The following is a 20,852-nucleotide window of genomic DNA, read 5'->3' as shown; positions in this document are numbered from 1 at the left end:
GTCAACCGATCAGGTTCTTGAGCGGATTCGGGTACATGACATGCAGCGCCATGACCCCGCCGTAGAGGATCAGCAGCATCGCCCAGGATGCCGCATAGGCCCACGATGCGAGCCGACGGCGCGCACGCTGCGGACGCGTCCACACCACGGTGACATCGCCCAGCACCGGAATACCGGCGATCTTCTCGAGTTCGCGGCGGTTGTCGAACACCGCGCGGATCTGCGAGCGCACGAACGCCAGCAGCACACCGAACGCCACGCTCGCCACAAAGGTCGCCGACAGCAGCAGCAGACGGTTCGGGGCCGATGGGTCCAGCGGCACCCGCGGCGGATCGATGACGCGGAAGCGAATGCCGTCGGTCGTGGTCTCGGCCTTCTCGGCCAGTCGGGCCGACTCGCGGCGCGCGAGCAGCGCATCGTAGTTGCGTTTGTTCAGCTCGTAGTCCCGATCGAGCTGAGTCAGCTCTGCCTCGATCTGCGGCAGATCGTTGACGAGCTGCGCGAGCTCGTCCGCACGGCGTTCGAGTTCCTCCACGCGCGCACGCTTGGCGGCCACCTCGGCCTGTGCATTCGCGAACGATATTCTGAGCTGTTGATACACCGGGTTGTTGTCGAGTTCCTCGGCGGAAGGCAGCGCACCACCGGTGCCCGTGATCTCGGCCACGAGCTTCTCGCGCTCGCCCTCAAGGGTCTTGATGGTTTCGCGAGCGGCGACGATATCCGGATATTCCTCGGTATAGCGCAGCAACATCTCGTCGATTCTGTTTTCGAGCGCCTCGATGCGCGAATCGAGCCGCTGCACGCGCGGGTCGTTGACCTTCGCGCGCGGTCGCGCCAGACCAAATACCGGCTCTTCGCCGTCGAGCTGACGCTGTACTTCGGCGACCATGTCCTGGCTGATCTTCAGATCCAGCTTGGCGTCTTCGAGCTGGCCACGCGCCTGTCCAAGCCGCTGGTAGAAACCGCCGCCCTGCGAAGGCAGCATGCCGAAGTTCTTGCGCTTGAACTCCTTCTGTCGCTCTTCGGCCTCGACCAGACGCCGCTCGTATTCCTTGATCTCCTGATCGATGAAACGCTGCGCGTTGTCGGTGTCCTCACGCGACTCACCGAGATTCGACTCGACAAACAGGGTCAGCAGCGACTGCACGACCAGCTTCGCCTGGCGCGGGTCGGAGTCGGTGAACGACAGCGTGTAGAGATTTTCGCGCCCGGTGCCGGCGAGCTTGACGCTCTCGCTCAGATCGTCGAGCAGGGTCTCCATGCTCTCGGGCGTCGTGACGTTGATGTCCAGATCGGACATCCGCGCGATCTTTTCGAGATTCGGCCGGCTGAGCAGGGTGCGTGTGATCAGATACACCTTGCGCTGTGGATTGGTGTCGACGGCCAGCCCGCTCAGCAGCGGCTTGAGCACGGACTGGGTATCGACGAAAACGCGCGCCGTGGCCTCGTACTGGTCAGGCAGACGCGCGATCACCGCCCAGCCCGACAGCGAACCGATCAGCGCGATGGCGATCACCGTCCAGCGATGGCGCCAGATCCCGCGCAGATAGGCCCCGAGCTGTGCAATGATCTCTTGCATGGGCGGGTGGTCGCTCCGTCAGTACCAGCTTTCGGGGATGATCAGGATGTCGCCGGGCAGCAGCGCGACGTTCGCGCTGATATCGCCATCACGCAGCAGGTCGTCCAGGCGCGCACGATACTGACGTTGCTCGCCGTCGACCACCCGGACAATGCTCGCCCGGTTGCCGGCGGCAAAATCGGTGAGACCGCCAACCGTGATCATCGCGTCGAGCAGCGTCAGCCCCTGACGATACGAAATCGACGTTGGTCGCAGGGCCTCTCCCACCACACGGACCTGCGTCTCGAACGTACCCGCGAACGACTGCACGATGACGGTCACGCGCGGTTCGCGGATATAGGCCGACAGCGCCTCTTCGACCTGTCGGGCCAGCTGCGTCGGCGACAGGCCGGCGGCCTGCAGGTCCTCGACGAGCGGCGTGGAGACCTTGCCGTCGGGCCGGACCGGAATGGTGATCGACACTTCCGGATTGCGCCAGACGAAAATCTGGATGGTGTCGCCGGGCCCGATGATGTAATCCGGCGAGCTGACGGGCACCCCGGGCAGTCCCTCGGCATTTTCGAGTGGGCCAGCGCAGGCGGACAGCAGGGCCGCCAGCACAACAGGCACCAGGATGTAACGCACGCCCTCTTCCCCGCTCTGAGTGATCGAATCCGGTATTTTACGGTGACTTGGCGTCCGGGATAAACGCGCGGGTCCGGATTCGCACGCCGTTCAGCCTGCGGATGGGACCGGGGCGCTGTCTGCGAGTTCAAGCATCTGGGCGTCGGCGAAGAACTTCGCGGCCCAGTTCAGATACTCGAAGGCCCCGTAATCGCCCCAGATCGGCTGCGCACCCTTGATCCCGCCACGCACGCCGGCGTCGGTACCGCCGAGGTCCTGCGTGCCCCGCAGAAAGGCGTTCATGCGCCGCGCCGCGTCGCGAAAACCGGGCTCCCCGGTTTGTGCCGCCAGCCGCCACCAGCAGATCGCCATTTGGGCATCTCCGGTCAGGCAGCTCCAGGTCTCGCGCGACTGCCAGCGCTCGTCGAAGCGACCTGCGAGGCTGCCGTCCGGCCGCTGCAGACCGACCAGGGCGTCGGCCGCCCGCCGTGCGGCGGCCACGAAACGTTCCTGACCCAGGGCCAACCCACCGCCGAGCAGCCCCTCGATCGTGTAGGCGATGGTGTGCAGCAACGGGGCCTGGTCGTCGTCCAGACAACACTCGGCGAACCAGCCGTTCGGTCGCTGCCGTGTCAGCACGAAGTCCAGGTTGCGCACCGCGGCATCGAGAAAATCTTCGCGCCCGCATACCTTGCCGGCCTCGATCAACCCCCAAGCCGTCCGTGCGTCGTAGACGTTCACGCCAGCCCGTGCGCGCGTCGAACCGTGGCGCCGGAACGCGCCGTCGGCGTCCTGTGCCCCCAGGAGGAACGCCCCGGCGCGTTCGGCGGCCAGACGCAGGCGTTCGTCGGAGCCCTCTTGCACGGCCGCGGCCCAGCCAAACAAGACCTGACCGGTGTTGAACACTGCCGGTTCGCGCGTGGAGCCGATTACTCCGGCGGTGACGGCGCCGGAATCGAGCTGTTCGTCCGCCTCCCAGTGCGCCAATTCGCGCGCGGCGGTCGCGAAACCGGATTCGCCGGATAACCGTGCGTAGTCGTAGTAGGTCGGGATGATGTAGCCAACCGTTTCCGGGTAGGCCGCGAGCCAGCCGCGCCGATGATGGGCGCGCTTGTAACGCAGGGTGTAGCTGCGCGAGATGCCGCGTCCGCCGACCGCCGCACGGGCACTTTCCAGCCAGCGCATCGCGGCGTCCAGATGCACACGCGCACCGCGGTCCCGCGTGCGTACTCGCAACAGATCGCGCACGACGGGTCGAAACAGCATGGGCGGCAAAGAACCCGGACGGGTGGCTGCGAAAAGGCCCGCGCATTGTACACATGCCGGGTTTCAGCTCAGGCCCAACCGTTATCGTTCGCTGAGCAGGCTGTTGAAATTCTCATTTCAACAGCCTGCTATCGCGAGACAGGGATGTCTCGTCCGAAAATCAAACACACAAGTGTTTGATTTTCGTGAGCCACCGAAAACCACGCTTTTCGGTTGCGACGTTGAAAAGGCCATGGACGGGCCTTTTTCAACAACCGGTTAGGGCCTGCCGATAGAGGTCGATGTAGGCCGCGACCTGCCGCTGCTGCGAATGACGTTCGATGACGGCATCGCGCCAACCAACGGCCATCGCCTGCGCGCGTGCGGGAGAATCCAGCAGGCGGGCGACCTGTGCAGCGAGGTCGTCGGCGTCGTCGGGTGTAAACATCCAGGCATCCACACCCTCGCGCGCGAGTTCCCCGAACACCGCAATCCGGCTCATGAGCACAGGCCGACCCAGGGCCGCGGCCTCCACGGGCACCAGCCCCATACCTTCGCGTCGCGACGGCACGATCACGAGCGCCGCGCCGCTCATGCGCTCGAGCGCCGCCGCCCGATCCAGCCAGCCCTCGAAGTGAACCGTTTCACCCAGCCCCGCTTCGGCACATTGGTCGGCGAGCGCCGCGGACTCCGGCCCGCTCCCGGCGATCACCAACCGCGGCAGGTCCGACCGGGCGGCAAGCCGTCGCCACGCCTCGATCGCCAGATCGAACCCCTTCTCGCGACGCAGCCTGCCCAGGCACAGTGCGTACGGTTGTGCCGGCACACCGGTGCCGACCCAACGCGCGGCCCGCGCAAGCACGTCGGCCTCGAGTGCATTCAGCACCGCGCGTGCCTGTGGTCCGAACTCGCGGACCTGCGTGGCCAGGGTCTCGGAAACGGCCGTAACAGCCGCCGCGCCAGCGAGTACGCGCAGCACCGCCCGGCGTTCCGCTGGACCGATCTGGCCGAGCCTCGCGACGTCCGTGCCATGCACGGTCACGAGGTAGGGAGGCCCACCGGTCTGACGCAGACGGCGAAACGTGTCCTGATACGCGAGGACGTAGTGCAGATGAACCAGATCGATCCCGCGATCGGCCACGAACGCGGCGAGCGCCCTGCGCACCGCAGGTGCACGCAGCCGCCAGCCCAGCCAGTTGCGCCAGCGCGGTCCCCGTCCGAACGCAGCAGGCAGCCGCATGCGGTAGCGCGCAACGGGCCGCTCGGTGACGAGTTCCGGATGCGTCCGCACTCCGTCGCCCGTGAGGATCGTGACCTCCAAGCCCGCCGCCCGCAGCGTGTGCGCCAGCGTCTCGATCACGCGAACGACCCCACCGGGATGGTCGTCCTCCCACCAGCCGTGGACCAACAGGACGTGCATCAGATGCAGAGTGACTCAGGGATCATCGCCGCGAGCATACGGTATGCGGGCGTAACAACGCCGCGAGCCCGTACCATGCACCGATGAAAGACGCCTCCGAAAGCGCGCGGGAGATTCACGTGGGGGCCGGCGCCGGTCTTGCGAGCCTTGCGCAGGGGCTGCGGCTGCTGTTCGCGCCGGGCTTGCGGCGTTTCGTGATACTGCCGTTCGTGATCAACGCCGCACTGTTCGCGGCCGTGCTGGGGCTGGGTGCGCCCGCGATCTCGGGCTGGCTCGAAGGGCTGCTGCCGGACTGGCTGAAGTTCCTGCACTGGATCGTCTGGCCGGTCGTCGTATTCGCCGCGTTGCTGGTCGTGTTCGTCGTCTTCACGCCCGTCGCGAACCTGCTGGCCGCACCGTTCAACGGGCTGCTCGCCGACCGGATCGCCTTGCGCCTGGGCCGAACGCCCGCACAGGGCAAAAAAGGCGTCGTTTCGATAGTGCGTTCGATGTCGGACGACGTCACGCGCGAGGCCCGCAAACTGGCCTGGTTCGTGCTGCGCGCCGTACCGCTGGGGCTGTTGTTCCTGATTCCCGGGCTGAACGTCGCGGCGCCGTTTCTGTGGTTTGCGTTTTCCGCCTGGTATCTCGCGATGGAGTACCTGGACTATCCGCTCACGAACACCGGACTGGACTTCGATGCCCAGCGCCGGTGGCGTGCCAAGCGCCGTGCCGCGACCGCGGCCTTCGGCGCCAGCGCGAGCGTGCTGACGCTGCTGCCGGTGCTCAATTTCCTCGCAATGCCGGCGGCGGTCGCGGGCGCAACGGTTCTGTGGTCGCGCACGCAGGCCAGCGGGGACTGAACCTGGAATCAGCGCGCGAGCGATTGCAGAAAATCCAGGTCGACGACGCCGCCAGCCGGCGCCGCGCCGGCGATCGCCCGGCACGGCGCCTGCGGTTCGCCGAAACCGTCGAGCACCGCCACTGCACCGTGGAAATCCTGATCGCGGGTGTAATCGTTGACCGTCACGATGGTTGCGAGCCCCGCCCCGCGCGCGGAACGCACGCCGTTTTCCGAATCCTCGAACGCAAGCGCGCAATCGGCCGTCAGACCCATCTGATCGAGTGCGTAACGATAGATATCCGGCGCGGGTTTTTTTTCCGGCACGATGTCGCCGGCGGCGATGACCTCGAACCAGTCCGCCGCGTCGGGCGCGATCGAGTGCTCAAGCAGCGCCATGACATTGTCCGGCGTGGTGGTCGTCGCGATGCTGAGCCTGATCCCGCTCGCGCGTGCGGTCTCCAGGATTCGCAACACGCCGGGACGCAGGGGAATTCCGGGATCGGCGAGCAGCCGGGTGTAGTGGGCCGTTTTCGCGCGGTGCAGGCCCGCGATGAACGCATCCAGCGGACCGTCAGCCTCGAAATCCGGATGAAAGCGCTCGAGGTAATGGCGAATCCGTTCCTTGCCGCCGGTCACCGCGAGCAGCTCGCCATACAGGGCTGCGTCCCAGTCCCAGTCCAGACCCGCGTCCGCAAACGCGCGGTTGAACGCGACGCGATGGCCGTCACGCTCGGTATCGGCAAGGGTGCCGTCGACGTCAAACAGAAAGGCCTCAAAGTGCATGAATGCAGGTTTCCGGTCGTGGTCCGAGGACATGGCAGTGCGTGGTCGCCTCGGCGCAGTGGCGGGCGGCGGCCGATGGTACCCACGCCGGCGTCGATTGCCCAGTCCATGACCTCCCGGCTTGCCCCGGCCGGAGCATTGGTATAGATTCGCGCGGCTTCAACGCCCAAGGGCCAGAAGGGCCCGTCCCGATGGAGAGCGCGAACGATGCCCGCTAGCAATGCCGCCGCCAATTCGAACGATTCGCCGCTGTTTGGCTTCAAGCCGTACAAGATGAAGCGCGGCGAGTCCTACATGAGCGAGGGCATGCAGGCGCATTTCCGCGAAATCCTCATGGCGTGGAAACAGCAACTCATGCAGGAGGTCGACCGCACCGTCGACCACATGAAGGACGACGCGGCGAACTTCCCCGATCCGAACGACCGCGCCACGCAAGAATCCGAGTTCAGCCTGGAACTGCGCACCCGCGACCGCGAGCGCAAGCTGATCCGCAAGATCGACGAAGCCCTAGGCGACCTGGATACCGGCGACTACGGCTTCTGCGAGACCTGCGGCGTCGAGATCGGCCTGAAACGGCTCGAGGCCCGCCCCACCGCGACCCAGTGCATCGAGTGCAAGACGCTCGATGAAATCCGCGAGCGTCAACGCGGCTGAGCACGCCCCCACGGCGGCGCCCGCCGCCGAGCGCAAGCCCTCGGCGCCACCGCGACCCGTTCGCGGACGCTTTGCCCCATCGCCGACGGGCGATCTGCATTTTGGTTCACTCCTCGCGGCGCTCGCGAGCTTCCTGTCTGCGCGCGCGGCCGGCGGCGAATGGCAGCTGCGCATCGAGGACCTCGACACCGCCCGCTGCGTGCCGGGCGCGACCGACCGCCAGCTCGCCGCACTCGAACGGCTGGGCCTGCGCTGGGACGGACCGGTGCGCCAGCAGAGCGCGGACCTCAGTCCCTATCGCGAGGCCCTGGCGCAGCTCCTCGCCAGCGGTGACGCCTTTCCCTGCGCCTGCTCGCGCGCGGACCTCGCCGCGGGCGGCGATGCCGGCCCCGCAGGTGCTCGCTATCCGGGGACCTGCCGCAACGGCCTGCCCGCCGGCCGGGCGGCACGCTCGGTCCGGGCGCGTGTGGACGCTACGCCGATCGAGTTCACCGACCGGTTCCAGGGGCCGATCCGGACCCGGCTGGATCGCACCGGCGATTTCGTGATTCATCGGGCCGATGGCGTGATCGCCTACCAGCTTGCGGTGACCGTCGACGATGCCCGCCAGGGCATCACCGAAGTCGTGCGTGGCGCCGACCTGCTCGATTCCACACCGCGCCAGATCTGGCTCGCGCGGCGCCTGGGCCTTGCGGTGCCCGAGTACGCGCACATACCGGTTGCGACCACGGCTGGGGGACGCAAGCTCGGCAAGCGCGATGCGGACCGCCCGATCGCCGACGCGGAACCGGTGTCGGCGCTGCTCGCGGGGCTCGAGTTCCTCGGCCAGCCGCTGCCGGAACAACGTCCGGAACGTGCGGACGAACTCCTCGCCTGGGCCATCGCCCGGTTCGACCCGACACGCATTCCGCGCCGCCGCTATCTGCCGGTTGCCGAGCGCTGGCGTGGCTCGCCATGATTTCGGCCATGGATGAGGCCAGACCTGCAAAGGCGACCCCGGTTCAGGATGCGATCACCTGGCGCGCGCTCTGGCAGCTTGCGCTGGAACATCGGCCGGCGCTGATCCGCGGCCATCTCATCGCGCTGGGCGCGGCACTGGTGGCGATCCCGGTGCCGCTGCTGATGCCGCTGCTGGTCGACGAGGTGCTGCTCGATCGACCGGGGCCGATCGTGCATGCCATCGCACAGGCGACGCCGGCCGGCTGGCACGGGCCGACGCTGTACATCGTCGCCGTGCTGCTGGCGACGCTGCTGCTGCGCATCGCGACCCTGGCGCTTGGGGTATGGCAGTCACGCGAGTTCTCGCTGATCGCCAAGGACGCGATCTTTCGCCTGCGCGCACGGCTGCTGCGGCGACTCGAGCACGTCTCGATGCGCGACTACGAGACCCTCGGTGCCGGGCGGGTCGCCTCGCACCTGGTGACCGATCTGGAGGCAATCGATCAGTTCGCCGGCGTGGGACTCGGCAAGTTTCTGATCGCCGTGCTGTCAATCGTCGGCGCCGGTGCGGTGCTTCTCGTCATGCACTGGCAGCTGGGACTGCTGATCCTGTTTCTGAATCCGCCCGTGGTGTATCTGACCACGGCGCTTGCACGACGCGTGAAGACGCTCAAGCGCCGCGAGAATGCCGCGTTCGAGGCGTTCCAGTCCGCGGTGGCCGAAACGCTGGAGGCAATCGCGCAGATCCGCGCATACAACCGCGAACATCATTTCATCGACCGCACAATCCTTGCCGCGCGTCGCATCCGGGAGGATGCCGCGGCGTTCGCCTGGCAGAGCGACGCCGCCTCGCGACTGTCGTTCACTGCGTTTCTGTTCGGCTTTGATCTGTTTCGCGCCGTGAGCATGGCGATGGTCGTGTTCTCGAACCTGTCCATCGGCGAGATGCTCGCGGTGTTCGCGTACCTCTGGTTCATGATGGCGCCGGTGCAGGAGGTGCTCGGCATTCAGTACGCATTCGCGAGTGCAAACGCCGCGCTGGGGCGCATCAATGAGCTGCTGCGTCTCGGCCAGGAGCCGCAGTACGCGCATCGCCGCGATCCGTTTCGCGAGGCCGCGACCGTCGGCGTTGCACTCGAACACGCAAGCTTCGCCTATGGCGATGGCCCGCCCGTCCTGGATGACGTCTCGATCGAGATTGCCGCCGGCGAAAAGGTCGCGCTGGTCGGCTCGAGCGGCGGCGGCAAGACCACCTTCGTGAACCTGTTGCTCGGGCTGTATGCCCTGGATCGCGGCCGCATCACCTATGGCGGCGTTGCGACCAACGACATCGGATTCGATGTGGTGCGTCGCAATGTGCTCGCCGTGCTCCAGCACCCCGCCCTGTTCGACGCCAGCGTGCGTGACAACCTGCGACTGGGGGTCGACGCCGAAGACGATGCGCTCTGGCATGCGCTCGATATTGCACAGCTCGCCGATGACGTGCGCAGACTCGACAGGCGGCTGGACGCAAGGCTGGGTCGCAACGGCGTGCGCCTCTCGGGCGGCCAGCGTCAGCGTCTGGCCATCGCGCGCATGGTGCTGCTCGAACCAAAGGTCGTGATCCTGGATGAGGCGACCTCGGCACTCGACACGGCGACCGAGGCGCGCGTACATCGCGCGCTGGCGGATTTTCTGCGCGGGCGCACGACGATGGTCATCGCTCACCGGCTGAGCGCAGTACGTGATGCCGATCGCGCACTGGTGTTCGACGGCGGTCGAATCATTGAAAGCGGTCGACATGAAGAGCTCATCACCGCTGACGGGCTGTACGCCCGGCTCTACGGGCAACAGTGAACGCACCCGAAACCACCGGTTTTCGCCCTGCCTGGTGGTGCCGCAACGCCCACCTGCAGACCATCTGGCCGACGCTGCTGCGCCGCCGGCCGCGCGTCGAGACTCGGCCCGAACGTGTCTTGCTGCCCGACGGTGATTTCCTCGATCTCGCCTGGACCGCCGAGACGGGTCCCGACGCACCGATCGTCGTCGTCCTACATGGACTCGAAGGTTCTCTGGAATCCAAGTACGCAGCCGGCATGCTCGCCGCGCTGCATCGCGCGCGCCTCACGGCGGTACTGATGCACTTTCGCGGCTGTTCCGGCGAGCCGAACCGTGCGCGGCGCAACTACCACTCCGGTGAGACCACGGACCTCGACTGGTTCGTGTCCGAGCTGCAACGACGCCATCCGCAACGAGCGTTGGCGGTCGTGGGCTTCTCGCTGGGCGGCAACGTGCTGCTGAAGTGGCTCGGAGAACGCGGCGCGACGACACCGGTCGCCGCGGCGGTGGCGGTGTCGGTGCCGTTCGATCTCGGCCGCTGCGCGGATCGTCTCGAACATGGTTTTTCACGCCTTTATCAGGCGCGGCTATTGATCTCGCTGCGCGCGAACCTGCGCCGCAAGTTTGCCGGTCGCGGCGATTCGCCGGTGCCGATGTCGGCGGTTGCGAGCTTGCGCAGCTTTCGCGAATTCGACGATGCAGTCACCGCGCCGCTGCACGGTTTTGCGTCCGCTGCCGACTATTACGCGAAATCCAGCTGCCGCGGGTTCCTGCGGCATGTCCAGCGCCCGACGCTGATCGTGCACAGCGCGGACGATCCGTTCGTGTACCCCGACGTAATGCCGACCGCGGCCGGACTCACACCATGGATTGAATTTGACCGCACGACACACGGCGGCCATGTCGGATTTGTCAGCGGGCGCAGCCCGTTCAGCCCGCGCTACTGGCTGGAATCGCGCGTGCCGCAATGGCTCGCCGCGCAATTCGCTCGTGAAACCGTAAGTTCAGCCGCCGAACCTTCAGGACAGCAGTTCGCGCGCGCGTGAAAACACCTGCGCGAACATGTCCGACGTCAATCGGCGCGTCTGCGTGTTGTAACGTGAGCAGTGATACGAATCCAGCAGGGTGTGCCGGCCAGCCAGGTCATGCTCCGCGCCATGCGCGAACCGGTAATCGGCCTTGCGCAGTGCCAGCGCGCGCAGCACGGCGTCGTGCGCAATCGCACCGAGCGCCAGCACGACTCCACCGGCCGGCACCGATTCCAGTTCCGCAAGCAGGTAGGCATTACAGGCCTTCACCTCGACCGGCAGCGGCTTGTTCTGCGGCGGCACGCAACGCACGGCATTGGTGATGCGGCAGTTGCGCAGCCGCAGACCATCGTCCGCCGCAACGGATTCGGCGCGCGTCGCGAAACCAAACTGATGCAGGGTCGAGTACAGCAGAATGCCCGCGTGGTCACCCGTGAACGGCCGGCCGCTGCGGTTGGCGCCGTGCAGGCCGGGAGCGAGCCCGACGACCAGCAAGCGCGCGCGGTCGACTCCGAAGCTCGGGACCGGCGCGGCGAAGTAGTCCGCAAAGCGCTCGCGGATCTCCTCGCGAAAGCCGACCAGGCGCGCGCACCCGGCACAGTCACGATCCGGTGCCTCGATCAATCGGAGTCCACGCCGATCACGCGATACCGCACCGCCAGTCGCGTGAGTTCCACATCGTTTTTCACGCCGAGCTTTTCGAACAGGCGATAGCGATAGGTGCTGACGGTTTTCGGACTCAGGTTCAGGGCATCGGAAATCTCCTGGATGCCCTGCCCGTTGACGACCATCAGCATGACCTGCATCTCGCGGGCCGAGAGCTGCTCGAACGGGTTCTCGCCGCGCTCCTTGCCGCCAACGGTATTGAGCGCCATCTTCTGCGCAATCTCGTTGGCGATGTAACGTTTGCCACGCATGACCATGCGCATTGCCGCGAGCATCTCGTCGGCGCTGGAACCCTTGGTGATGTAACCGGCGGCGCCAGCGTTCAGCACTTGGTTCGGATACGGTTCGCCGTCATACATCGTGAGCACGATGACCTTTGCTTCCGGCAGAAAACGTTGAAGTTTGCGGGTCGCCTCGATGCCGCCGATGCCAGGCATCTGGATGTCCATGAACACGATCTGGGGGTTGAACTGCCGGGCGAGTCTGATGGCATCCTCGCCGGTCGCACACTCCGCAACGACCTCGACCTCGCCAGTGCCTTCCAGCAGACTGCGGATACCGGCACGCACAAGATCGTGATCATCGGCCAATAAAACCGAGATCATTCCCTACCTCCCCGATTGATACGGGCGACGGCGCGCCTGCTGGTCTCACCCTTTGCGAGCGCCGCCGGATACCCCTCGCGAGTTGGGATTATACGCGGGCGGCAGGCGTGGTCACGCCTGCGGAGACCTGGAGATGAGACGGGTCCTCGCGCGCCGCCGGGCGGCGCGCGAGGACCCGACCGGATTCAGGCAGATTTGCGCATCAGGCGGCGCGCCGCGAAACCGGCGATACCGACTGCTGCCGCGATGGCTGCCAGGGGCGACAACGGTACCGGCCGCGGACCGACGTCGAACTGGACGAGGTAGCAGCTGCGGGTAGACGTCACGTTCAAATCGTTCCAGCCACCGAACCCGCCGCCAGTCCATTCCAAGGCGTCCTCGCCTCCCTGGTCATTCGGCTCGCCGCCGTTCCAGTTTTCATACAGGCCGTCCTGGGCCGATCCACCAGCCCCGCCAACCCAGAACAATTCACCAGTAACCCAGACCCAGTTGCCCTCAACCGCCAAGTCGTTTCCGCCAATCCAGCACGAGCCACTGCGAACAGAGTTCGCCGCGTTGGCCTCGGCTTCGGTCAGCGGGGTAGCAAGGTGACCGACAACCCCGAAAAGACTGCGAGCCGCGGCAGCGTCGCGGGCCTGGGTCCAGTTCAACGTGGTGTCGATGCGTTGGTACCACTTGCCGCCCGGCCCTTGCGCGATCGCCGAGTCGGCGCTTGCCGGCTGCGAAAGCGAGATGGCAAGCAGCGCGATTGCCGCGGTAGCGAAGTTCTTCATTGCGTTTCCCCCTTCGTGGAAACCACCCGCGTGCCGGGTGGGCTCGTGACCGTGTCTTTTTTTAAGCCCGCGCCCTGTCGCGAACTGGCGAACGTTATCGGGTTTCGACTCGCAAGGAGCAGGGTTACGCGGAAACCCTCTGAGATCGTTGGGTTTTACCACGTGGAAACCCGGGCGTTCAAGTTGGGCGGGCCCTCGTCCACGTGCACGACCTGCGCACCCGGAGCCGGGGTGTCTGGACTGGCGTCAAGGGACGGACTACCCGGTCCGCCCCTGTAGTCCGCCCTGCGGGCCGCGCTGCGCGCGTTCAAAATCGCTCCCGGCGATTTTGTCGAACCCGCGTGGGTTCTCTCCCACCCTCGCCCCGGTGGGCTCGGCACCTTCAGGCGCAATACCTCGAAGTTGGGAGGTTACGGGGATGTTTGGCGGAGAGGGTGGGATTCGAACCCACGGACCCCCTTTTGGAGGGTCACTCGATTTCGAGTCGAGCCCATTCGACCACTCTGGCACCTCTCCTGATTCGGTCGAAAACATCGGCTGCCATGCCGAACCCTGTCAGTCAGACCACCACACAAAGGGTGGGATTACGAAATACCTCCTTAGTATTTCGCCCTGCGGGCCGCGCTGCGCGCGTTCAAAATCGCTCCCGGCGATTTTGTCGACCGCCCCAAGGACCCGTTGTGCAGGTCACGATGCCCGCCTGGACTTGCCTCCCGGCGAAGACACACCTGCGATCCACAATGCGGTCGACGCAAATTCAGGGGCTTGGTCTAGCCGCGAAAGTATACCAGCGTCGCCGCCCGCCACTCACCGCCAGCGGCTATTTGAAGAGTTCGGCTTCCATCGACAGGAATACCTGATAGGCGTTGCGGCGGTTGGCTTCCTCGAACGCCGGCCAGTTCGCGAATCGCGACCAGTCCACGCCGCTGTATGTGTCATCGAAGCCTTGCAGTTCGGCAACTCCGGCGCCCATCTGCTCACGCAGGTACGCGAGGTAGTCGCGCGTCGCGCCAATGGCTTCGGTCGGACGCATTGCGGCCGGGCCGTGACCGGGCACCAGCGCCGCGACGCCCGTGGTCTGCATCTGTTCGAGGTTTTCGAGCCAGCGCCGACTGTTCGCATCGCCCAGAAACGGCGTACGCCCTTCGAAGATCAGATCGCCCGCGAACAGAACCCGGTCCGGTTCGACGTACACGGTCAGATCGCCCTTCGAATGGGCCGCACCCTGCGGCGTGACGGTGAGTTGAATACCGCCCAGTTCCAGCTTCAACTCGGATTCGACCCAGCGCGTGGGCCACACGAGCCGGGTCTGGTCGTTGACCCACGGGTCCAGCGAGAACCGCCGTTCTTCGAGGCGCTCCTTGCCGAGCCCTTCCAGATATTCGCGCGAACCAGTCGGACCGAGAATTTCCGCGCCGGCGCCCTCGAACACCTGAAGTCCCAGGATGTGGTCGGCATGGTAGTGCGTCGCGATCGCATAGCGGATGGGCGCACTGGTGATCTCGCGAATGAGGCCCAGCATCTTGGCCGCCAGTGATGGCGTGCCAAGCGCGTCGATGACCGCGACACCCTCCGGTGTCACCACAAACCCGGCGTTCGAAATGAAGCCGGCGTTGTCGGTGGCAATGCCAGCCGCGCCCTGCACGTAATAGACGTGCTTGGAGACCTGTTTCAGCCTCATCTCGACATCCACGGGCGCATATTCAGCGGCCGCGGCGACGGCCGCCAGGGCCGAGAATGCCAGCACCGAGGCCCGCATCGTTGCTTTTAACTTCATGGTAATCATGGGCTTATCGTCGCATTTTGAAAAACGTCTGAAGCAAGGCCGCAGACGCCTCGGCCAATAATCCATATTCGCAGACCACGCGATGGTTGTGGCCGTCGCCCGGCAGCACGTTGAACCGGCCGCCGGCTGCGCCGGTCTTCGGGTCCTGCGCCGCAAACACGAGCCGCTCGACCCGCGCGTGGATGATCGCGCCCGCGCACATGGTGCAGGGTTCGAGCGTCACGTACAGGGTCGTGCCCGGCAGCCGGTAGTTATCCGTGAGGGCGCCTGCCCCGCGCAGCGCGACGATTTCGGCATGCGCCGTTGGATCCGAGCGCCGGATCGGCTGGTTCCAGCCCTCGCCCAGGCGCTCGTCGCCACGCACCAGCACGGCGCCGACCGGCACCTCGCCGGCGGCCTCCGCCTGCCTGGCAAGAATCAGCGCGCGGTTCATCCAGGCCCGGTCGGCCTCGGTCCATGCCCCCCCCGCAGTCTCAGCGTTCAACAATTCGCGCTCCGCGCAGCGGATGAATCAACCGGCGAGGATAAAGCGGAATGTGCACCACGGCCAACCGACGACAAAAGGTGCATCACGCCACGCACGCGCGAGGGTCGGGAGGACGCCAGCGATCGCCTTGACCAAGAAAGACACTCCCGTATCATGCGCCGATGACCGCCAGACTCGTCCAGAAACACCTCATCCACGGCACCCGGGAATTCGAACTCGTGGACGATTGCGTCAACATCCGTTCCCGCAAGGGTCTGAAGGATGAAGCGCTGACGGTCGTGTTGTCCGCCGTGGACCCGAAGCCCGTCGCGAAGGGTTCCACGCTGGCATTCGTCAGCGCGATCAGTCGCGAACCGCTCATCGAGTTCTTCGTCAACAAACCAACGCCGGAAGAATTCGACGCCTTCGTGTCGAAGGTTCGTGAGCGCGCGCTGGACGAGGATTTCGGACGTCCACGGGTGCGGGAAACAGGCCGGACCGTGAAGGTCGAGCAGGTGCAGATTGCGATCGACATGCTGCGCACCTACGTGACGGATGCCGAGATCACTCCACTGCTGCAATCACTCGAAGCCCTGAAGCAGGACCCGAATAATCTCGCCAGGCTGGCCGACATGTACGCCGCATTCAATGGCCTGGGCCTGATACAGGGTGCCGTGCTGAACTATGCGCCCTACGTCGGCACCCTGATGTCCGACGACGTACCGGACTGAGTGACGGCGTCAACGAGAATTTGCCGGTCCGGATAGAACAGGCCCCCAATGGGCCTTCGTCATCAACCCATCGAGCGCGCTACTCGCCGCCGCCCTGCGGAACGGACGCGGTTTCGTCCACGCAGCTGACGCTGTAGGCCCACTTGGTCGATGCTGACGGCACGTCCGGATTACAGCCGGGCTCGACATCGATGAACATCGAACTGCTGCCGCCGCTGATCTCGATCTTCGCCTTCAATTCACCATTGGTGCCGATGCAGTCGGCCTGCGCAACGGTCTGACCATTGTGTTTGAAAGTCAGCCGGTCTGGAATCTGGAAGGTTTCCACCGTGATCCACACCGAGCCCTGATTGCCACCAAGATCGAGTTCCAGACCATCGAAGCCGTCGTTGAATCCACCGGCCGAGGCATGTGTCTGCCCACAAGCCAGCGCCTTTTCGCACTTCGGCGAGCAGCCATCCCCGAGCAACTGGTTGCCGTCGTCGCATTGCTCGCCGCTTTCGACCTTGCCGTTTCCGCAGATCGGCGCCGGTGCCTTGAACGAAACGCAGGGCGAGTGCATTGGACCCTGATGGCATTGGCTGTTTAGCCACGCATTGTTGGCGACCGACCACGAATACGTCTGCCCGGGAAACAGTCCGTTGCCCGATGCAATCGCGCTGCTCTTGCCGGGCGAGCTACCCGGAATCATTTTCTTCGCAACCAGATTTGAACCGATACACCCAAGTCCCTGATAGACCGAAACCACGAATTCCCCGAACGGGGCATGGTCGCTCTTCCACGGCAGCACGACCGGGTCGTTTTCGGCGAACGCATGCCCGTCGAGCAGATTCGGCGTCGGCGTATCCGCCTCGATGAAATAGAACGCGCCGAGCTTGTCCGGCAGTCCGCGATAGCCATCCGGGCCGAGCGACTCGACATGCCACCAGTAGCCCAGATGCAGCGGGCCCTGCATCGGGCCGGCCCCGGCGGTACTGACGAGTTCAGTCTGTTTGCTGGCCGGTGTCGCGGTGTAGCTTTGTGCAAACACCTCGGGACCGTGCTCGATCGTGAAACTCGAGTTGGATGTCGCGCCGGCTTCTGCCCATGCCTCGGTGAGACGCAACACGTAACCCTCTGCATTCAGCACGCCAGCCCACTCGAACGGAATTGACGCACCCAGATCAACGCACACCGCATCACCCGCCGAAAATTTGGGATGCAGCTTCTTCGGCAGCGTGCCGGCGCCATCGACGCGCCAATGGCCGTCCTCAACGGGCAGTCCGCCCGCGTCGAACCACGGCGGTGGCCCGACCACGCGCACCTGCCACCAGTAACTCACATTGTCATGCAGCCATTCGGGCTGGACATTGAGCGGAAATTGCAGGGTGTTCGCATCGAGCTTCAGCGGGTCGTAGTTCAGGTTCGGGTTCAGGGTTTCGCAGGGCACCGGGCTTTTCGGGTTCGCCGACTTGAACACACCGTCGCAGTCGGTCAGATCGAGCAGATAATGGTCGGCGCCGATGACCTCGTCCCACTTCAACAAGGTCGGCCACGGGTAGCGCGGTTCCGCATTCAAGGGCTCCAGAAGCATCACGCGCGGCAGACTGGTGGCAAACGGCACTTCCGTCCAGGCACCCGCGTTCTGGCCATGCTCCCCGTCCGGACCGATGGCCCGAATCCGCCAGGTGTGTTCGCGCTCGACCCGAACGTCGAGTTCCATGCTGGTCGCGGAGGTCGGTTGCGGCTCGAGCAGAGGCTTGTGCCAGTCGGGCGGCTGACTGTGCGGGCCCTCCTGAACCTGCAGCTCGTAGGTTTCGGCAGCGTTCACCGGCTTCCAGCTGAAGTTCAGGTTCCAGGGATGGTATTCGTCCTTGTGCTCGATCCACGGCTCGATCGGTTCGACGGCCTTGGGCGCGGTCCGGAACGACACCGGCACGCGCCAGTCCTGCCAGTCCTCGCTGTCGATCGCCCGCCCCCGCACGCGCCAGAAGTATTCGGTATCGGCACGCAGATTCGGGCGCTGTTCCGGCGCCAGTGACACCGTCTGCGGGTACGATCCGGACGCCAACGGTACGGTAGTGCGACTCACCACCTCGCCGACAAAGCTTGCGTTCGTACTGATCTCCACCTGCCACTGCACCTCGACACCGAGCGCTTCCCAGGACAGTTCCACGGGCCATGGTTCGACCTGGGTCGCGAGATTCGCCGGCGCATAAACCAGGGTGTTCTGATAACCGGGGCCATAACCCGCAGCGAACGCTGCGTCGAGCAATGCAGCAACCGTGACGGTGTGCTCCCCGAACAGGATTTCGGCGACGATCTGCTCGGCGTCCAGGGCGTCGAGATAACTCGCCGTCGGATACAGCAGGTTTGTCATGGCCAGAAAGTGGATTTCGCCGGCCTTGTCGGGACCAACGCCTTCGAACGACGGCGGATCGCCTTCGGCAAACCGATAGAACGCGTAGCTGTGCGGTCCGCCAAACAGATGCATCGTGGCATCCGGGTTCGCCATCAGTGCATTCCAGGCCGCATCCTGATAATGCGTGGGCTGTGCCGGGATGGACTGTGCCGGGTCGTGCAGCAGCCGACGCTGATCCAGATTCCACTGGTTGCCGATCCAGTAGTCGACCGGTGCATTTCGAATCGCGGCCTCAGCCAGCACACCGAAGATGTCCGCAAACGACTCCGACAAGCCGCCGGCATCCGGCGCGCTCAGATCGTAGTCGAAACCCTGCAATGCGCCGACGCTGTGGTACTGGATCGCGTGGGTCATCTCGTGGGCGAGAATCTCCGGATGCACCAACGGCTCATAGTCGTTGCCCGCCGGGCTTGTCCCGCCCGCGCCCACTGCGATGATTTCCCACTGGTCCGGCGGGTCGTTGGGGTCCAGCGGATCCGGTCCGAACCATCCCGCATCGGTCGGCCCAAAGGCACCAGCGCCGTTCTGCGCCGGATACTGCAGGTTCAGATAGACGTTCAGCCCCTTGTTGCCGACCCCGTCTGGCCCGACCCAGCCATAGCGATTCGCGAAGAACTGCCACGCCTGCTGCGCCGCCCAGTGCGCGCTGCTGCCAAGCAGCTTCAGGGTGTCCGCCGTCGTCGGGCTGTTGATGATGATCTCGTCGAAGTTCAGCGGAGTGGACTGGCTCTTGGCATCGCGCGTGTGCAGCTGTACTGAGGCCGCGGTACGCAGGCGAATCTGCGGATTCGCCGGATTTTCGTTCTGCTCGGCGGCAAACCCCTGCACGCCGTCGTATTCCGTCGCGCCACTCGTCACGATCGGCAGCCATGCGCGGCGGTCAAGGCGCGTCTGCCGGACCATCGCGCCCGTGCCGGCATCGATCAGCACCTCCAATGACAACAGCGGTGTCTTAGCCGACATGCGCAGGCGGTAGACCAGCCGCGCGTGCCTGCCACGCAGCCCCGGGTACACGTCAATGACCAACTCCGGCTCACCCCGGGCCGAGACCTCCGCTCGTGGCCATTGGCGCGCCAGTGCACGACGGGCACTGATGATTGCTGCGGCGCCATCGAGCTTGGGTCGCGTCGCGACGTTCAGCCCGGTTTCCAGTCGGCCGATGCCAGCGGCGACCGAGCCACCGCAGACAAGCAGATGAAAGTGCCCGTTCAGCAGCGCAATCGAGCGATGCGTCTGCCGAAAATGCTGGACTTCACAACGTCCGACCGGGCCGGATGCAGGTCGCGATTGCAGTGGCTCGAGTCGGTCGTGCTCGCCCAGCCCAAGTGCAGCCAGGTAATGCTGCAGCAGTTCCACGGGAGTCAGATTCACACCGCGCGCAATCCGGAAACTGCGAACGGCGCCGTCCTCGCGACGTGTGGCCGCAAACGGCGGCGGCGTGACCGGAACATCGACCTGCCCGGAGTTCACGCCGGGCGCGGGCGAGACCTGTCGCGCGGGCGTCACCGAAACGCCGTCGGCCTGTACGGATGCAGCGCCGAGCAGCACCGCAATGAGGACCGGGATCCGGGAGCACCATGCGTTCAACGTCACGACTCCGTGTTCAGCCGGGCGAGCGAAACAATGTAACCGGAATCTTTCACACGCAGCCGTCCGAAATCCCTGCCGCGTGTCACATTAGGCGACGCGCGGGTCTATTCCCACTCGATTGTAAATAAGCCGTTTTTATCTTTTATATTCAATGGCTTATTTTCCTGCTAAACGGGAATACCATGAAAAATACCATCCTCAGAAATTTCTTTAATAATACGGCTATATTTTACCGACTTGCCCAAAGAAGCAGAAGTCAAATCCAATATAACCACGTAACTATTCTTCCAGGTATTCGGCAGGTATCCGCAGCGGAAAACCGGTTTGACTCACCTTGCAGAGACTAACCATGCGATACATGTCCAACAGGAGCCGCCGGCAGAGTCAACCGTACCCGCAAACCACCCAGCGGTGATTCGCCCAGTTCGATCGAACCATCATAAAGCTGGGCAAGGTCATCGACGATAGCCAGCCCCAGCCCGCTTCCAGGTACCTGCTCATCAGCCCGAACGCCTCGGGCCAGTACTGCCTGCCTCTGTTCCGAGGCCAGCCCCGGCCCATCGTCATCGACCTGTATAACGAGTCGCTCACCCTCGACAAGGAAAGAGACTTCAACACGGCTGTTCGCCCACTTCCAGGCATTGTCCAGCACATTACCGAGCATCTCCTGCAGATCCTGTTGTTCGCCGCGAAACACCGGCGCAATTTCATTGTCGGCGATGGTGACAGAGATTTTCCTGTCCTGATACAGACGGTCCATGACACGCACTATAGAATCGACCAGTGGGCGAACATCACTGCGCACGCCGGGAACAGTTGCCGCAGCTGCGGCGCGCGCCCGCGCCAGATGGTAGTCGACCTGACGCCGTGCAATCACCACCTGCTCACTAACCAGTTGAGGTAGACCAGGGCCGGGACGCGCCGCGGCGTTGGCCAGGATCG

General features: G+C 64.9%; 18 protein-coding genes and 1 tRNA gene. 6 read left to right on the top strand and 13 right to left on the bottom strand.

All coding sequences use genetic code 11. The features are described 5' to 3' along the window. Position 1 precedes the first annotated feature (1 nt). The 4 genes from KDG50_14935 to KDG50_14920 form a co-directional block, all read right to left on the bottom strand. On the bottom strand, positions 2 to 1,579 hold the full coding sequence (locus KDG50_14935) for a chain-length determining protein (protein ID MCB1866711.1): 1,578 nt from the start codon (positions 1,577 to 1,579) through the stop codon (positions 2 to 4). A gap of 18 nt (positions 1,580 to 1,597) precedes the next feature. After that, the gene (locus KDG50_14930) at positions 1,598 to 2,203 is read right to left on the bottom strand and encodes a polysaccharide export protein (GenBank protein MCB1866710.1); all 606 of its coding nucleotides are present in this window, start codon (positions 2,201 to 2,203) and stop codon (positions 1,598 to 1,600) included. A gap of 90 nt (positions 2,204 to 2,293) precedes the next feature. Next, a complete protein-coding gene (locus KDG50_14925) occupies positions 2,294 to 3,448 on the bottom strand; it encodes a hypothetical protein (GenBank protein MCB1866709.1) in 1,155 nt (384 codons plus the stop codon). Positions 3,449 to 3,695: 247 nt separating this feature from the next. Then, a complete protein-coding gene (locus KDG50_14920) occupies positions 3,696 to 4,847 on the bottom strand; it encodes a glycosyltransferase family 4 protein (protein MCB1866708.1) in 1,152 nt (383 codons plus the stop codon). Between the two features lie 83 nt (positions 4,848 to 4,930). Between KDG50_14920 and cysZ the strand changes: the two genes are divergently transcribed. Continuing rightward, complete coding sequence (gene cysZ / locus KDG50_14915) at positions 4,931 to 5,689, top strand: sulfate transporter CysZ (protein ID MCB1866707.1); 759 nt, start codon at positions 4,931 to 4,933, stop codon at positions 5,687 to 5,689. An 8-nt stretch (positions 5,690 to 5,697) separates the two neighbouring features. On the opposite strand, the gene KDG50_14910 is transcribed toward cysZ, so the two are convergent. Next, the gene (locus KDG50_14910; protein MCB1866706.1) at positions 5,698 to 6,453 is read right to left on the bottom strand and encodes an HAD family hydrolase; all 756 of its coding nucleotides are present in this window, start codon (positions 6,451 to 6,453) and stop codon (positions 5,698 to 5,700) included. A gap of 207 nt (positions 6,454 to 6,660) precedes the next feature. Here KDG50_14910 and dksA point away from each other — a divergent pair, with 207 nt between their 5' ends. The 4 genes from dksA to KDG50_14890 are packed head-to-tail and all read left to right on the top strand — an operon-like array spanning position 6,661 to position 10,910. After that, on the top strand, positions 6,661 to 7,107 hold the full coding sequence (dksA, locus tag KDG50_14905) for an RNA polymerase-binding protein DksA (protein MCB1866705.1): 447 nt from the start codon (positions 6,661 to 6,663) through the stop codon (positions 7,105 to 7,107). After that, a complete protein-coding gene (gene gluQRS, locus KDG50_14900) occupies positions 7,079 to 8,065 on the top strand; it encodes a tRNA glutamyl-Q(34) synthetase GluQRS (protein MCB1866704.1) in 987 nt (328 codons plus the stop codon). Before dksA ends, gluQRS begins: the two co-directional genes overlap by 29 nt. An 8-nt stretch (positions 8,066 to 8,073) precedes the next feature. Next, a complete protein-coding gene (locus KDG50_14895) occupies positions 8,074 to 9,882 on the top strand; it encodes an ABC transporter ATP-binding protein (protein ID MCB1866703.1) in 1,809 nt (602 codons plus the stop codon). Next, the gene (locus KDG50_14890) at positions 9,879 to 10,910 is read left to right on the top strand and encodes a hydrolase (GenBank protein ID MCB1866702.1); all 1,032 of its coding nucleotides are present in this window, start codon (positions 9,879 to 9,881) and stop codon (positions 10,908 to 10,910) included. Before KDG50_14895 ends, KDG50_14890 begins: the two co-directional genes overlap by 4 nt. On the opposite strand, the gene KDG50_14885 is transcribed toward KDG50_14890, so the two are convergent. The 6 genes from KDG50_14885 to tadA form a co-directional block, all read right to left on the bottom strand. Continuing rightward, entirely contained in the window at positions 10,884 to 11,516 is a 633-nt protein-coding gene (locus KDG50_14885; GenBank protein ID MCB1866701.1) for a uracil-DNA glycosylase, read from the bottom strand. The two genes, KDG50_14890 and KDG50_14885, sit on opposite strands and share 27 nt — an antisense overlap. Next, a complete protein-coding gene (gene uvrY / locus KDG50_14880; protein MCB1866700.1) occupies positions 11,513 to 12,163 on the bottom strand; it encodes a UvrY/SirA/GacA family response regulator transcription factor in 651 nt (216 codons plus the stop codon). Before uvrY ends, KDG50_14885 begins: the two co-directional genes overlap by 4 nt. A gap of 185 nt (positions 12,164 to 12,348) precedes the next feature. Next, entirely contained in the window at positions 12,349 to 12,936 is a 588-nt protein-coding gene (locus KDG50_14875; GenBank protein MCB1866699.1) for a C-type lectin domain-containing protein, read from the bottom strand. 423 nt (positions 12,937 to 13,359) lie between these two features. Further along, a tRNA-Ser gene (locus KDG50_14870) sits at positions 13,360 to 13,452 on the bottom strand. A gap of 304 nt (positions 13,453 to 13,756) precedes the next feature. Continuing rightward, positions 13,757 to 14,713: an MBL fold metallo-hydrolase gene (locus tag KDG50_14865; GenBank protein ID MCB1866698.1), complete on the bottom strand. Its 957-nt coding sequence runs from the start codon at positions 14,711 to 14,713 to the stop codon at positions 13,757 to 13,759. Between the two features lie 13 nt (positions 14,714 to 14,726). Continuing rightward, the gene (gene tadA, locus KDG50_14860; GenBank protein ID MCB1866697.1) at positions 14,727 to 15,155 is read right to left on the bottom strand and encodes a tRNA adenosine(34) deaminase TadA; all 429 of its coding nucleotides are present in this window, start codon (positions 15,153 to 15,155) and stop codon (positions 14,727 to 14,729) included. Between the two features lie 215 nt (positions 15,156 to 15,370). Between tadA and KDG50_14855 the strand changes: the two genes are divergently transcribed. Further along, positions 15,371 to 15,919 (top strand): hypothetical protein, encoded by a 549-nt coding sequence (locus KDG50_14855; GenBank protein MCB1866696.1) that lies wholly within the window; start codon positions 15,371 to 15,373, stop codon positions 15,917 to 15,919. Positions 15,920 to 15,998: 79 nt separating this feature from the next. On the opposite strand, the gene KDG50_14850 is transcribed toward KDG50_14855, so the two are convergent. Together KDG50_14850 and KDG50_14845 are read right to left on the bottom strand one after the other, a co-directional pair. After that, positions 15,999 to 19,907, bottom strand: a complete 3,909-nt coding sequence (locus KDG50_14850; protein MCB1866695.1) for a M4 family metallopeptidase — start codon at positions 19,905 to 19,907, stop codon at positions 15,999 to 16,001. Between the two features lie 346 nt (positions 19,908 to 20,253). Continuing rightward, positions 20,254 to 20,852, bottom strand: a 599-nt coding sequence (locus KDG50_14845) for an ATP-binding protein (protein ID MCB1866694.1), incomplete at its 5' end; no start/stop codon positions are given.

This window comes from Chromatiales bacterium (assembly GCA_020445605.1).
In the GTDB taxonomy this organism is placed as follows: domain Bacteria; phylum Pseudomonadota; class Gammaproteobacteria; order JAGRGH01; family JAGRGH01; genus JAGRGH01.
The sequence above is the reverse complement of the archived record's forward strand: the minus strand, read 5'-3'. Positions and strand labels throughout refer to the sequence as shown.